Genomic DNA, 12,693 nt, shown 5'->3' with positions numbered 1-12,693 from the left:
AAGCCCGCTCAATTCTGCAAACCCGGTACGCTGTTCATGGAAATCAAAGTTAATTTTCTCGAAAACCTCAGGCTTGAAGCCAAGTTTGACGATTTCACCGTGGTCACGGACCAGCCCATTCGCTACAAAGGCGACGGCTCGGCCCCCAGCCCGTTCGATTATTTCCTGGCGTCATCGGCGCTCTGTGCGGCGTACTTTGTGCGGGTTTACTGCAAGGCGCGGGACATTCCCACGGAAAACATCCGCCTGTCGCAGAACAACATTGTCGACCCGGAAAACCGCTACAACCAGATTTTCAGAATTGAGGTGGAACTGCCGGAAAACATTTCCGACAAGGACCGCCAGGGCATCCTGCGCTCGATTGACCGCTGCACCGTGAAAAAAGTGGTACAGACCGGCCCCGAGTTCCAGATTGAAACCGTCGAAAACCTCGACGAAGACGCCCAGGCCCTGCTGATGGCCCCGGAAGGTGACACCAGCACCTACATCGAGGGCAAGGACCTCCCGCTGGAACAGACCATCGCCAACATGAGCGGCATACTGGCGGACTTGGGCATGAAGATCGAAATCGCCTCCTGGCGCAACATCGTGCCCCACGTGTGGTCGCTGCACATTCGCGATGCCGCCTCCCCGATGTGCTTCACCAACGGCAAGGGTGCTACCAAGGAAAGCGCTCTATGCTCGGCATTGGGTGAATTCATCGAACGCCTGAGCTGCAATTTCTTCTACAACGACCAGTTCTTCGGCGAAGACATCGCCAACAGCGATTTCGTCCACTACCCCAACGAAAAATGGTTCAAGCCAGGGCCGGACGACGAGCTGCCTGACGGCATCCTAGATGACCACTGTCTGGCCATCTACAACCCGGAAGGCGAACTCTGCGGGTCCAACCTGATCGACACCAATTCTGGCAAGACCGACCGGGGCATCGTGTCGTTACCGTTCGTACGCCAGTCCGACGGCGAAACGGTGTATTTCCCCTCCAACCTGATCGAGAACCTGTTCCTCAGCAACGGCATGAGCGCGGGCAACACCCTGCCAGAAGCCCAGGTACAGTGCCTGTCTGAAATCTTCGAGCGCGCCGTCAAGAAGCAGATCATTGAAGAGGAAATGGCGCTGCCGGACGTGCCACAAAGTGTGCTGGATAAGTACCCGCACATTGTTGAGGGCATCAATGCTCTGGAAGCACAGGGCTTCCCGATTCTGGTGAAAGATGCCTCCCTGGGCGGCCAATTCCCGGTTATGTGCGTGACGCTGATGAACCCGCGAAACGGCGGCGTGTTCGCCTCTTTCGGCGCGCATCCGAGTTTCGAGGTGGCGCTGGAACGCAGCCTGACCGAACTGCTGCAGGGCCGTAGCTTTGAAAACCTCAACGACGTACCGGCGCCCACCTTTAGCACCCAGGCAGTGACGGAGCCTAACAACTTTGTCGAGCACTTTATCGATTCCACAGGCGTGGTGTCCTGGCGGTTCTTCAGCGCCAAATCCGATGTGGAGTTCTGCGAGTGGAACTTCTCCGGTACCAACGAAGAAGAGGCCAGCACCCTGTTCGGCATTCTGCAAGACCTTGGTAAAGAAGTGTACGTGGCGACCCATGAAGACCTGGGCGCGCCGGTATGCCGCATCCTGGTACCCGGCTATTCTGAGGTCTACCCGGTAGAAGATCTGGTGTGGGACAACACCAACATGGCGCTGGACTACCGCGAAGATATCCTCAACCTCCACGCCCTCAGCGATGATCAGCTGGCCGACCTGGCCGAGCGCCTGGAAGCCAGCCAGCTCGACAACTACATGACCATCATCAGCCTGATTGGCATCGAGTTCGACGAGAACACAGTTTGGGGCCAACTCACCATTCTGGAACTGAAACTGCTGATCTGCCTGGCCCTGCAATGGCACGAAGAAGCCCAGGAATTTGTCGACATGTTCCTGCAGTTCAACGACAACACCGTAGAGCGCAACCTGTTCTACCGTGCCGTTAACACCGTTCTGGAAATAACCCTGAGTGACGAACTTGAACTGCCCGACTACCTGCCCAATCTGCAGCGCATGTTCGGCGAAGACACCATGGCCGCCGTGGTTGGCTCAGTCAGCGGCGAAGTACGCTTCCATGGCCTGACACCCACAAGCATGAAGCTGGAAGGTCTGGAGAAGCATCAGCGGTTGGTTGATAGCTATAAGAAGTTACATGTTACCCGCGCCGTGAAGGCCGGTTTGAGATAAGCCGAATAATATTCACAGGCTTGAACCCCCGAAGGCATGGAAGCCTTCGGGCAATGGCTCACCCCAGAAAAGTAATCCTGCAGCCTCAGTGGATCAGCTACAGGTCGCCGTGAACTCTCCCCACAAACCGCCCCTGCATTCGTGAAATTACTTGAAGTGACCTGTCATCGCTGAAGACAACCAAGATGAAGCTGGCTTTATTGTTCTTACAAATCATTGACCGACACCCGCTAATTCATTATTGATATATTGTTATAACTTTTTGTGAGTTACGATATCGGCATGACTTCTCACCAGAAAATCAGGAGGCATTCCGATGCGTCGACCGATGGTTACTGCCTTTTTTGAGGAGGCGAGCAAAACGTTCAGTTACGTTGTGAGGGATCCGGAAAGCACAGCCTGCGCCATCATCGATTCAGTCAAGGACTTCGACTATGCCGCAGGACATACAAGTGTGCACTCGGCCAACGCTATCGCAGATTTCGTCCAGCACGAAGAACTAACAGTAGAGTGGATTCTGGAAACCCACGTTCACGCCGATCACTTGTCCGCCGCACCATACCTCAACGAAAAATTCGGGGGCCGCATCGGCATTGGCACGAACATCAAAAAGGTGCAGCACATTTTCGGGAAGGTATTCAACGCCGGTACTGAATTTGCTCGCGACGGCAGTCAGTTCGACCAGTTGTTCGAGGATGGCGATACCTTTGCTATCGGCAGCCTTGAAGCAAGGGTACTGCATACCCCCGGACACACCCCGGCATGTCTAACCTATGTAATCGGCGATGCCGCCTTCGTTGGCGATACGTTGTTCATGCCGGATTACGGTACCGCACGGTGTGACTTCCCGGGAGGTAATGCACGTGCCCTTTATCGCTCGATTCAGAGAGTCTTGGCTCTGCCGCCGAAGACACGCCTGTTTCTGTGTCACGACTACAAGGCACCAGACCGCGAATACTATCAGCACGAAACCACAGTTGCAGAACAGGCCGCTAACAACATCCACGTCCATAAAGGGATAAGTGAGGATGAGTTTGTAAAGATGCGCACCGAACGTGACGCCACACTCGCAATGCCGCGTCTGCTCCTTCCGTCAATCCAGGTGAACATGAATGCTGGCCAGATGCTCTTCACCGAGAATGAAGATCAAGCCTATCTAAAGATACCCATTAATCGCTTCTGAACCACTCGTCAGGAGATTTTATGAACATCAGAGTACCCAAGTGTTCTAACTGCCCACGTAATGAAGCTGCTTAAACGTTGTTCCCCATAACGCATTGGCTACCCCACTAAGGGCGCGACGTTTTCAACAGTGATGTACTGGCTTCTAAGAAGTCCTTAAAGGAGACAAAATGTGAACACGATGGCAAATCTCTCCGGATTGGCTGGCGGTGTATTTATCGGTCTGTCGGCCGTGTTGCTGATGGCAACCATCGGGCGCATCGCCGGGATAAGCGGTATTGTTTCTGGCTTATTGTTGGAGCGTCCTACTGGTGATTCCGCCTGGCGATTGGCCTTTTTGCTCGGCCTGGTCAGCGGGCCGCTCGCCCTGGTGATCCTGAAACTTGATCTGGGCAATGTCGCGGCAGAGCCCGACGCGATCATTGGTGCGCCTGCGGGTGATGTAGGGTTGATGCTCCTGGCGGGGCTACTGGTCGGAATTGGCACAGGAATCGGTGGTGGCTGCACCAGTGGCCACGGTGTCTGCGGCTTGGCGCGCTTGTCCCACCGGTCACTGATCGCAACCCTGACCTTTCTTCTGGTCGCCATGGCCACGGTTTACTTGGTTCGTCACCAGATAGGAGGTGGTGTATGAAAGTAATCATAGGCTACCTTGCCGGACTACTGTTCGGTCTTGGTTTGGCGATTGGAGGCATGACCGACCCCGCTCGGGTACTGAATTTTCTCGATGTTTCCGGCGCCTGGGATCCAACCTTACTATTCGTCCTGGGCGGTGCGGTGGTTACCACCTTTATTGGTTATCAGCTGGCTTTTAAACGATCGAATCCGTTGTTCACGGAGAAATTTCAATTGCCCACACGCCGTGATCTGGACGGGCGACTGATGGGCGGTGCAGCGCTGTTCGGTATCGGCTGGGGATTATCAGGATATTGTCCGGGGCCAGCCTTCGCCTCCATGGCGGGTTTAACCACTCCCCTGGCTGCCATGCTGGTGGCGATGGTGGCCGGCTGGTGGCTCGCAAGGCGCTTTTCCACCCATTAAACAGATCGGCGTAAAGCCAATTCGGCTTCTTGCTTTTGAATTGGTGCCCGGAGCCGGAATCGAACCGGCACGACCGTGAGGTCGAGAGATTTTAAGTTATTTGTGCCCTACTTTGAAGAAATTTGACAATGTTTTAATAAGCACTATAAAACAATTATTTACAGAGCCTTTCTAAAAATCGTTGCTTGCTGTTGTTTGAAGAAATCCGCTAGAATTTGACCGATTTTGTCTACATAGTGTCTACACGAAGACACAAGAGCCTTTCTGACGAATTCGAGTGGAGCCCTACCCTTGAGGATCACCAAGAGCTTTGTTGATAAGGTGACCATCCCTGAAACTGGCCCGGATGGGAAATCCAGCCAGGCTTTTTATCGGGATTCAGTCATTGCCGGATTCGGCCTGCGAGTGACCAGCGGCGGCGCAAAATCGTTCATCGTGGAAAAGCGAGTGAATGGACGGGTTAAGCGAATAACCCTGGGCCGGTATGGCAACCTGACCGTTGAGCAAGCCAGGAAAGAAGCGCAGAAGTTTCTTGGAAAAGTTGCCTCCGGGGTAGACCCGATCAGAGAGGGTCAGGAAAAACGGGCAAGGCGGATTACCCTGAATGATGCCTTTCAGGATTACCTGGCGACCCGGAAGAACCTGAAACCCAACACGCTCAATGACTACGAGCGGTCCATGAAAGAAATGTTTAAGGACTGGCAAACCAGAGCCCTCAGTGACATTTCCCGCGACATGGTCATTTCCCGCCACGCCGAATACGGAGCCCGCAGCCCTGCCCGTGCCGATAACGGAATGCGGATACTCAGGGCCATATTCAACCACGCCCTGCAACGCTATCAGGACGCCTCTGGCAAGCCGTTTTTGGTAGCCAACCCCGTGGAGGTTCTGAGTCACCAACGTGCCTGGTATAAGGTCGAGCGGCGTCAGACGCTGATAAAGGATCACCAGCTGAAGGCCTGGTATGAAGCGACCATGCAGCTAAACAACCAGACGACGCGAGATTACCTCCACTTGGTTCTGCTCACCGGCCTTCGTCGAACCGAGGCGGCCACCCTCGCCTGGGAGCAGATCGACTTCAAAGAAAAGACATTGACCATTACCGCGACCAAGAACAACCGCATTCACCGGTTGCCATTTAGTGATGCCATCGAAGAACTGTTACAGCGGCGGTTCGATGAAAAGTCTAGCCCGTTCGTGTTTCCAAGCGATTCTGAACGCGGCCACCTGTCTGAACCCCGAACTGCCATTGCCCGTGTAACCAAGCTATCAGGCGTGTCTTTCACCCTGCATGATTTGCGGCGCACTTTCGTTACAGCGGCAGAAAGGCTCGATATTCCAGCCTATGCCCTGAAACGACTAATGAATCATAAAGACCCGAATGACGTGACGGACGGTTACATCATCTTCGATGTCGAGCGTCTGCGCGTTCCTATGCAAAAGATCACCGACTTCTTTCTCTCGAAATTTCAGGAAACTCCATCCGCCGACGGACAAGGATAATTAAATGTTGCACCCCGAAATTGACCACCTGAGTATTTGGGAAGTCGCCCATCGGTGGCACGATCAGGACCCCAACAATTCAGATCCAAATGCTCTGCCTCTGCCTGTTCAGGACATGCTCAGGACGATTACACGAATGCAGTACCGGCACGAGATTCAGGTATGTAATGAGAATGGAATCGTCTTGAAAGACGAGAGAACCCTCGTTGATTTCGAGGACTACGTCGATTTCGAATCGTCCGTAACTGAAGAAACGACGCACGAAGAGATCAATGAGAAAACTGGAGAACCCATGACCGTCAATGTATCGACGACTTATGAGGATCCAGAAAACCCGTTGACCGATGATGAGCGCTGGGAACGGTATCAGGAATTCTCGGAGAGATGGTTGAGGCGACATGAAGCCGCTACTAAGAATTTCCCAAGCTGTTTTAACAACCGCATCTTTGAGCGCGAAACACTCGATCGGGTCCATATCGACAAGAACAGTGTTTGCGAGCTGTGCGAGATTCTCAAGCTACCACTTCCCTCCTTCTGGTTTACCGAGGTTGAGCGTCAGGAGCATCAGAACAAACTGACTGACGAAACCAGTGACAATGAAAAGGATGCATTGCCGGGACGGGTAAAACAGGACCAGATCGACAAATTTTGGTCCAAGCTCGCTGACAAGCAAAAACATAGGGTTTTGTGCCGGGAGATCGCCCAGGAACTTTGGAAGGAGTCCCCGAACCTCAGTATTGCCGAAATATGCAAGCATGGGGCGATACGACGCTTTGGCGGTGGACGTTACTATACGAAACCCGACACCTTAAGGGATTGGATTAAGGACCTGGACCCAAGGCCAGAGGGAAGCAAGAAAGGCGGCAGACCCCGATCAAGCTAAAACTCCCCGTCTAGCGCCAGAAACTCCCCGTCTGAACCAGACGGGAATATTTACCCTCCCCGCTTAACGTCAATGTGTCTCCGACAGCAACAAACTCTGTTGGAGACACGCAATGAACAAAGCACTTTTCACCACTAAAGAAGCCGCGGAGCTTCTAGGCGTTAGCAAAGCCTTTCTTGAAAGAGATCGATGGGCCGGCGCCCGAGTCCCGTTTATCAAAGTTGGCAGCCGGGCAGTTCGTTACCGCCTATCGGATCTTGAGAGTTACATCGAGAGACAGATTCGACACTCGACCTCTGAGGTCGCGTGATGATGATCAGCCAATTCGGCGCCGTTAGTTTAATCGAAATACTCGCCCCTTATAGGTTCAGGTCCATTGGTACATCCGGTACTCCCCTGCTGTACCCCTGGGAATTGCTGGGGTTATACAGTCGGGTACAGAACCTGCCCGAACCTATAAACCCCGTTAACGACTCAAATAGACAGTCTGAAACCGTTACGTTAACGGTTAATCCAACCGTCCAACGAACCGTTACGGTAACGGCTCCGAACCGTTACGGGAGGGTTCAATGACCTCCCCAGGCCAGCTGAATTTCCGGTACTACCGTACCCAGGGTCGTCTTTACACCATTGGTACCCGGCAAACCCGACAGGCTGTAACGGATTTCCGACGTCGGTTCCCCCAGGTGTTCCCCAAACTCGAACCCGCCCTGTACCTAATAGGTCACGGTCAAAACTGCATTGCGCTGGAAATCGCTCTGGAAAATATCAGCGCCAGACTCCAGCGACGTGATCTCAAGTTTTCCGTAGACGATGCACAAATCATCGATTTCGCAAAAGCCAAAGCGAGAGCTTGCGGACAGATCCACGCACGAATTAAGGACCCAGCTCGTACCCTTAATACCATCGAGAAATTCCTGTCCCGCTACGATTTCGATTTGCCTAAAGGCCTTACCATCGAGAGCACAATTGAACGAACAAAAAATGAACGCTGGTGGCGGCGACTGGTTCGCAAAGTACAGAAGCAAACCCTGGATAACGTAGCCCGCGACTATGGCATGGTATCCAAACAGAAAGGTGTGTACGTCTCTGATTGGGGGCTGAAGCTCCACCGGGAGCAACTCACCCGGAATCGGTCTCTCCTGGAGGAAATGATCGCTGTTAACGATCAATGCCAGGAATACACACTGGCTGAACTTTCAGAGCTAACAGTCAGCAACCCATACATTCGACGATCAGAACTGATCGTTCGTGCTGCCGGCTTTGAAACCATCGCGCGGCAACTAGACCACATTGGTGTCTTCCTGACACTCACCACGCCGAGCAAATACCATCCGGTGAAGGTCTCAGGCGAACCGAACCCAAAATACAACGGTTCGACACCCCAGGCGGCCCAGAAATATTTGACCAACCTCTGGTCTCGGATACGTGCCCAGCTGAACCGTGATGGAATCCGTACTTATGGCTTTCGAATTGCAGAGCCACACCACGACGGAACTCCTCATTGGCACCTCATGCTGTTTGTTGAGCCAGGGCAAAAAGATCACCTGGTTGAGCTTATGCGCACCTACGCACTGCTCGAGGATGGTAATGAGCCAGGCGCTGAAGACGCGCGCTTTCAGGCGGTTGATATTGATTATGAACGTGGCTCGGCCACCGGCTACATCGTGAAGTACATCTGCAAGAACATCGACGGCGAGTTTCAGGAAAATGGCGCGGACGCTGAGGATTGGTACGGCAACCTAACAAAAAACGTGGCGCCTCGAGTTCGTGCCTGGGCAAGCATTCACGGGATCAGACAGTTTCAGCAGATTGGCGGGCCGCCTGTCACCGTTTGGCGCGAGCTTCGTCGACTCCAACATGCGGACGATGAAACTGTCGAAGCCGCCCGGCAGGCGGCGGATAAAAGCGACTGGGCAGGCTTTATAGAGGCTATGAACGGCCCCTGCGCGAAACGAGTCGACCAGCCAATAAAAACGGCTAAATGGCTCGAGTTTGATCAGGAGACCGGAGAGTACCTGGATTGCCCAGTGAACCAATATGGCGAACCCTCGAAAGGAAAACTGTTCGGGCTGTACGCTCATGGAAGGTATTGGTTGACGCGGTTTTTCAGATGGGAAGTTCAGCGCCCTAACCAAACCAGAGAACTACACGATACATCTAACGATGCCTGGCTAGAGCGCCTTTCGCGACTCACCCGGATTCGGGAAGTGACACAAGCGGAAATCGATGCACTTCCTGCCGATACCGCTTATACCTGGGAGAAATTAAATAGTGAGATTCACCCGCCACCTTGGAGTTCTGTCAATAACTGTACTCAATCGATAATTTCCAATTGATAATCTATTTTTTCCCTGTCTAAAATCGCTGTGAACTGTTCCGAATCTCTATCATGAATTGCAATAGCCAACAGATGTTGAGCCCGAGTCACTCCAACATAAAAAACTCTGAGCGCTTCGTTCTCATCACCAACATCTATAGAGTTAAGGAGACTCTGAGTGTGATTTTCAGGAGCTCTGTTAGGGCGGATAACAACACATACCCCACTGTACTCAGTACCTTTTGACTCGTGAATTGTTCCTGCCATAATCGAGACTCCCAGCGAGCCATTTAAAACTTCGACCCAGGTTGGTTTTCCCGGCTTTCTGAAAAACTGCTTTAGCGTTACCCCAGAGCCATTTGGTAAGCCAAGAGCATCCCAGCACAAACGAGCGTGCTCAATCCAATCCAACATAGACTGGTCATCACTACCACAAACTGGATTCAATTGATCCAAAAGTGTTACGGCATACCTCCTAAGCTCAAACCGTTCTGATTCAATCCGTTCGAGCATCAGTTCAAGGTCAATATCTTCCAATTTGCTTTCAGAAATATACTCAATAATTATCTTCTCTATTATTTTAACCGCATTTACCACTTCTTTAGAGCTGGAAGACGAAGAATGATAAAGTCGAACCGCGTTTGCTAATAAAGAAATTTTCGAAGTACCTGAATAATCTAATTTTTTACCGACGGCACGATGTGAATCTTTACCACTGTGAGAAATAATCTTTGCCTCGCTTGCAGAAATACCGAATCTGTTTAATAGCTTTTGGAATCTAGATCCAACATTCTCAGAAACAGCTCTACCCTGATAAACTAGCACATGAATTGGAATTTCAAGGCTTGCTTCTTTTCCTACAGCTGAATCAATATTTTTATCTACCTTTAGGGCACCAGATAAATTGCAAATTATCTGACTGCTTCTAAAGTTACCACTTAACAAAAGCCTATCATTACTAGGATAGGTCCTAAAATATTCACGAATCGGTACGTTGTTTGATGTGCTATTCCTAAAAGAGTAGATAGCTTGATCAGGATCGCATACTACCGTAACCTTTACGCCGGTCTTTCTAATCAGGCTCAATATTTCTATATCATAGTCGTTACAATCTTGAGCCTCATCGACAATAATTTCTTCAAATCGAGAATTCAAAATACTACAAACGTGATTCAAATCCTCTTCATTTCCCAGTATATTAAGTATCTCTATTCTCACATCAGAAACAGAAAAAATTCCTCGCTTATGTAGGGACGTGATCTGTCGTTTTGCTGAAGCTTCATAGCTATCTTTATATAATTGAAAATGGTCTCTAAGAGCTCTATTTTTTATCATACTAGGATCCTTAATGGATCCATATTTATCGAATAGATCAAGGCTAATTCCATCACCTCTAAAAGCTTTTCTTCCAGACAACCTAACCTCCCTCCCATAGGCTCTCCAGCTTTCGACTACTTGAGGCGCATTGCTTGATCTTGGATCAAAAAAAGGTTTAAAAATAAAGTTTATTAAAAACGAATCAAATGTTGATATAATGGAAGGACCGGTAGAAAAACCACTAACACCGATTTTTGTACAACGTTCTTTTATCTCACCAACAGCAGAATTGGTAAACGATAAAACCGCGACCCCTCGCCTTGGTCTGAGATTTCTCGACAAAGCTTCAACGCGGCTGGCTATGCTTTTCGTCTTTCCTGAGCCTGGGCATGCAAGAAGAAATACTTCTCGCTCGCTATTTACAAATGCCTTTTGCTCTTTTGTTAGTTGATCATAAGAGTTCATTCAGCTAACTCTCGAATTGCGCTTTCAATGTAATCTGGAATTATAAAATTTTCGCCGTCTTCAATAAAAGATGACAAATTTTGTGAAAACTGTCCTTTTTTAACTCTACTATCTTTCAATAGTGCTATAAACTGATTGGCTCTTTGTAATTGTTCAGTGCTATCAATCCACTGATCCCACTTCTCTCCGCTAGAAGGACAGCACCTTAGGAAAGCCTTTTTCAAAACCGCTTCGTTTTCCGCTATGAATAACTCATGTTCTAAAGTGATCCGATTGGTAAACACATTAAGCTTGTCTTCGCTTCCTAGCATCTTCGATATTTGCTTGAATGTTGCGCTCCTATCTCCGCGTGAGTCCGGATCATTATCTGTGACGATTATCAGATTATCGAATATCGAGAACCCATCAACGTTGCTCAATAAAAGAAGTAAATAAGGCAGGAAATCCACACCATCCACTGAAATCAAAGAAGAACCGGTAAAGCGGCGCCAAGCGCCCGGATTACTTTTGAAAACAATATTTTTTGCAAGAACAGGAATCAAAAGTAGCTCAGCAACGCCTTCTACCAACATCCCTCGGGTTCCAAATAAAATCGACGATTTTGTAACGTCAATGTACCGAGAAACCTTGTTAAGCTGAGCATCTTTCATCGATATTTTAGCTATTGGTATTGAGGAGGTCTGACGCTCTTTTTCCTGTCCCGGAACCGGGTTAGATCGTACTACCACCAAATGACTCGGGTGGATACTGGCAGTCAAGTTTGGTGAGTGCGTAGTAACAATAACTTGAATTTTCCCCTCAGGCTCGCCAGGGGGCTTAACAGTCTGCTGAGATTCTCTGGCCCTATCCCTGAGAAAGCTTAATACCAACGACTGTAACTGAGGGTGAAGGTGGGCTTCAGGTTCTTCTACCAGGAAAATTGTCAAGTCGGCATCATTAGCTTTCGACAGTTCTACCATCACTGTTGCCATATACAACAGGTTGGCGTAGCCCAACCCTGACCTAGCGATATCTTCAGGATCGATTCCAGAATCTGCCATTCGAAATCTTAAATCTCGAGCGACATCGATCAGCTCCTCTTGTGTAAATCCCAAGGTCGCTCCCTGCTGTCGTACTCCAGACGTAATATTGTCGAGCGCCCCGGCAATTTCTGAATTTAGGTCTTTTATTACGCGATGAGGCGTTTCATCTCTCTTTACGTGATTTATAAAATCGGCAGCCTCATCATCGCTTTTAAGGAAGTGCTTGAGCAGAGTAACGATATTTTTAGCACTGCCGGAGCCCAGGGATTTCTGTGCGTCTCGGAGAGGTGGTAGGTAAACGTGCCGAACGGCTTCTGTGTAACTACTGTCATGGTGAGACTCTTTATAGCGCCCAGCCCAGTAACTACTTTTAGCCTTTGTCGGAGACTGAAGTGTATAGTTCACTCCAAAGGTCGCATCGGAGCCCCTAGGATCACCAAGCGCCCAAATCAGATTGGCTCTAGCCGTAGCGCTAAGATCACTAAAAGTGGCGCTTAATTCGAAGCTGTCACTACCGGCTCCACGAGATAAATCTGTTTCATCGGGATACCGGTCCCGTCGACCGTTCAACGGATAAGTTAGGAGCCTTATTGCGTCTATTACGTTGGATTTACCTCCGTTATTTTCTCCAACGAGAATGGTCAAATCACTTTGAAATTGAATCTGGGAGTCGCGACAGGAGCGAAAACCCTGGCAAATTAAATTCCTCAAATACATTTTTTTGGCCTATGTTTATC

The 12,693-nt window shown here is 50.1% G+C and carries 10 protein-coding genes; 8 read left to right on the top strand and 2 right to left on the bottom strand.

The window, feature by feature from the left end:
• The first annotated feature begins 36 nt into the window (after positions 1–36).
• From ACTRWH_RS03680 to ACTRWH_RS03645, 8 genes are all read left to right on the top strand, one after another.
• Positions 37–2,223 (top strand): OsmC domain/YcaO domain-containing protein, encoded by a 2,187-nt coding sequence (locus ACTRWH_RS03680; protein ID WP_462825909.1) that lies wholly within the window; start codon positions 37–39, stop codon positions 2,221–2,223.
• A 316-nt stretch (positions 2,224–2,539) separates the two neighbouring features.
• Positions 2,540–3,406 (top strand): MBL fold metallo-hydrolase, encoded by an 867-nt coding sequence (locus tag ACTRWH_RS03675; protein WP_462825908.1) that lies wholly within the window; start codon positions 2,540–2,542, stop codon positions 3,404–3,406.
• A gap of 180 nt (positions 3,407–3,586) precedes the next feature.
• Entirely contained in the window at positions 3,587–4,039 is a 453-nt protein-coding gene (locus ACTRWH_RS03670; protein WP_206512176.1) for a YeeE/YedE family protein, read from the top strand.
• On the top strand, positions 4,036–4,446 hold the full coding sequence (locus tag ACTRWH_RS03665; RefSeq protein WP_462825907.1) for a DUF6691 family protein: 411 nt from the start codon (positions 4,036–4,038) through the stop codon (positions 4,444–4,446). Before ACTRWH_RS03670 ends, ACTRWH_RS03665 begins: the two co-directional genes overlap by 4 nt.
• Before the next feature lie 291 nt (positions 4,447–4,737).
• Positions 4,738–5,949 carry a tyrosine-type recombinase/integrase gene (locus ACTRWH_RS03660; protein ID WP_462825906.1) on the top strand — a complete coding sequence of 404 codons (1,212 nt, stop codon included), beginning with the start codon at positions 4,738–4,740 and terminating at the stop codon, positions 5,947–5,949.
• 4 nt (positions 5,950–5,953) lie between these two features.
• Positions 5,954–6,832: a hypothetical protein gene (locus ACTRWH_RS03655; RefSeq protein WP_462825905.1), complete on the top strand. Its 879-nt coding sequence runs from the start codon at positions 5,954–5,956 to the stop codon at positions 6,830–6,832.
• 112 nt (positions 6,833–6,944) lie between these two features.
• Complete coding sequence (locus tag ACTRWH_RS03650) at positions 6,945–7,142, top strand: helix-turn-helix transcriptional regulator (RefSeq protein ID WP_085680607.1); 198 nt, start codon at positions 6,945–6,947, stop codon at positions 7,140–7,142.
• A gap of 259 nt (positions 7,143–7,401) precedes the next feature.
• On the top strand, positions 7,402–9,171 hold the full coding sequence (locus ACTRWH_RS03645) for a replication endonuclease (RefSeq protein ID WP_462825904.1): 1,770 nt from the start codon (positions 7,402–7,404) through the stop codon (positions 9,169–9,171).
• On the opposite strand, the gene ACTRWH_RS03640 is transcribed toward ACTRWH_RS03645, so the two are convergent.
• Together ACTRWH_RS03640 and ACTRWH_RS03635 are read right to left on the bottom strand one after the other, a co-directional pair.
• Positions 9,150–10,934, bottom strand: coding sequence for a UvrD-helicase domain-containing protein (locus tag ACTRWH_RS03640; RefSeq protein ID WP_462825903.1), 1,785 nt, complete (start codon positions 10,932–10,934; stop codon positions 9,150–9,152). The genes ACTRWH_RS03645 and ACTRWH_RS03640 overlap by 22 nt on opposite strands.
• Positions 10,931–12,673: an AAA family ATPase gene (locus ACTRWH_RS03635; protein ID WP_462825902.1), complete on the bottom strand. Its 1,743-nt coding sequence runs from the start codon at positions 12,671–12,673 to the stop codon at positions 10,931–10,933. Before ACTRWH_RS03635 ends, ACTRWH_RS03640 begins: the two co-directional genes overlap by 4 nt.
• Positions 12,674–12,693: the final 20 nt, after the last annotated feature.

Source organism: Marinobacter sp. G5_S1_61_S3, from assembly GCF_054968585.1.
This window is presented reverse-complemented; position numbering and strand designations above follow the sequence as displayed.

What these genes read in the sequence shown, in the direction of transcription:
- ACTRWH_RS03680 (WP_462825909.1), top strand. Translation starts at nt 37, where the DNA reads ATGGAAATCAAAGTTAATTTTCTCGAAAACCTCAGGCTTGAAGCCAAG.
- ACTRWH_RS03675 (WP_462825908.1), top strand. Translation starts at nt 2,540, where the DNA reads ATGCGTCGACCGATGGTTACTGCCTTTTTTGAGGAGGCGAGCAAAACG.
- ACTRWH_RS03670 (WP_206512176.1), top strand. Translation starts at nt 3,587, where the DNA reads ATGGCAAATCTCTCCGGATTGGCTGGCGGTGTATTTATCGGTCTGTCG.
- ACTRWH_RS03665 (WP_462825907.1), top strand. Translation starts at nt 4,036, where the DNA reads ATGAAAGTAATCATAGGCTACCTTGCCGGACTACTGTTCGGTCTTGGT.
- ACTRWH_RS03655 (WP_462825905.1), top strand. Translation starts at nt 5,954, where the DNA reads ATGTTGCACCCCGAAATTGACCACCTGAGTATTTGGGAAGTCGCCCAT.
- ACTRWH_RS03650 (WP_085680607.1), top strand. Translation starts at nt 6,945, where the DNA reads ATGAACAAAGCACTTTTCACCACTAAAGAAGCCGCGGAGCTTCTAGGC.
- ACTRWH_RS03645 (WP_462825904.1), top strand. Translation starts at nt 7,402, where the DNA reads ATGACCTCCCCAGGCCAGCTGAATTTCCGGTACTACCGTACCCAGGGT.
- ACTRWH_RS03640 (WP_462825903.1), bottom strand. Translation starts at nt 10,934, where the DNA reads ATGAACTCTTATGATCAACTAACAAAAGAGCAAAAGGCATTTGTAAAT.
- ACTRWH_RS03635 (WP_462825902.1), bottom strand. Translation starts at nt 12,673, where the DNA reads ATGTATTTGAGGAATTTAATTTGCCAGGGTTTTCGCTCCTGTCGCGAC.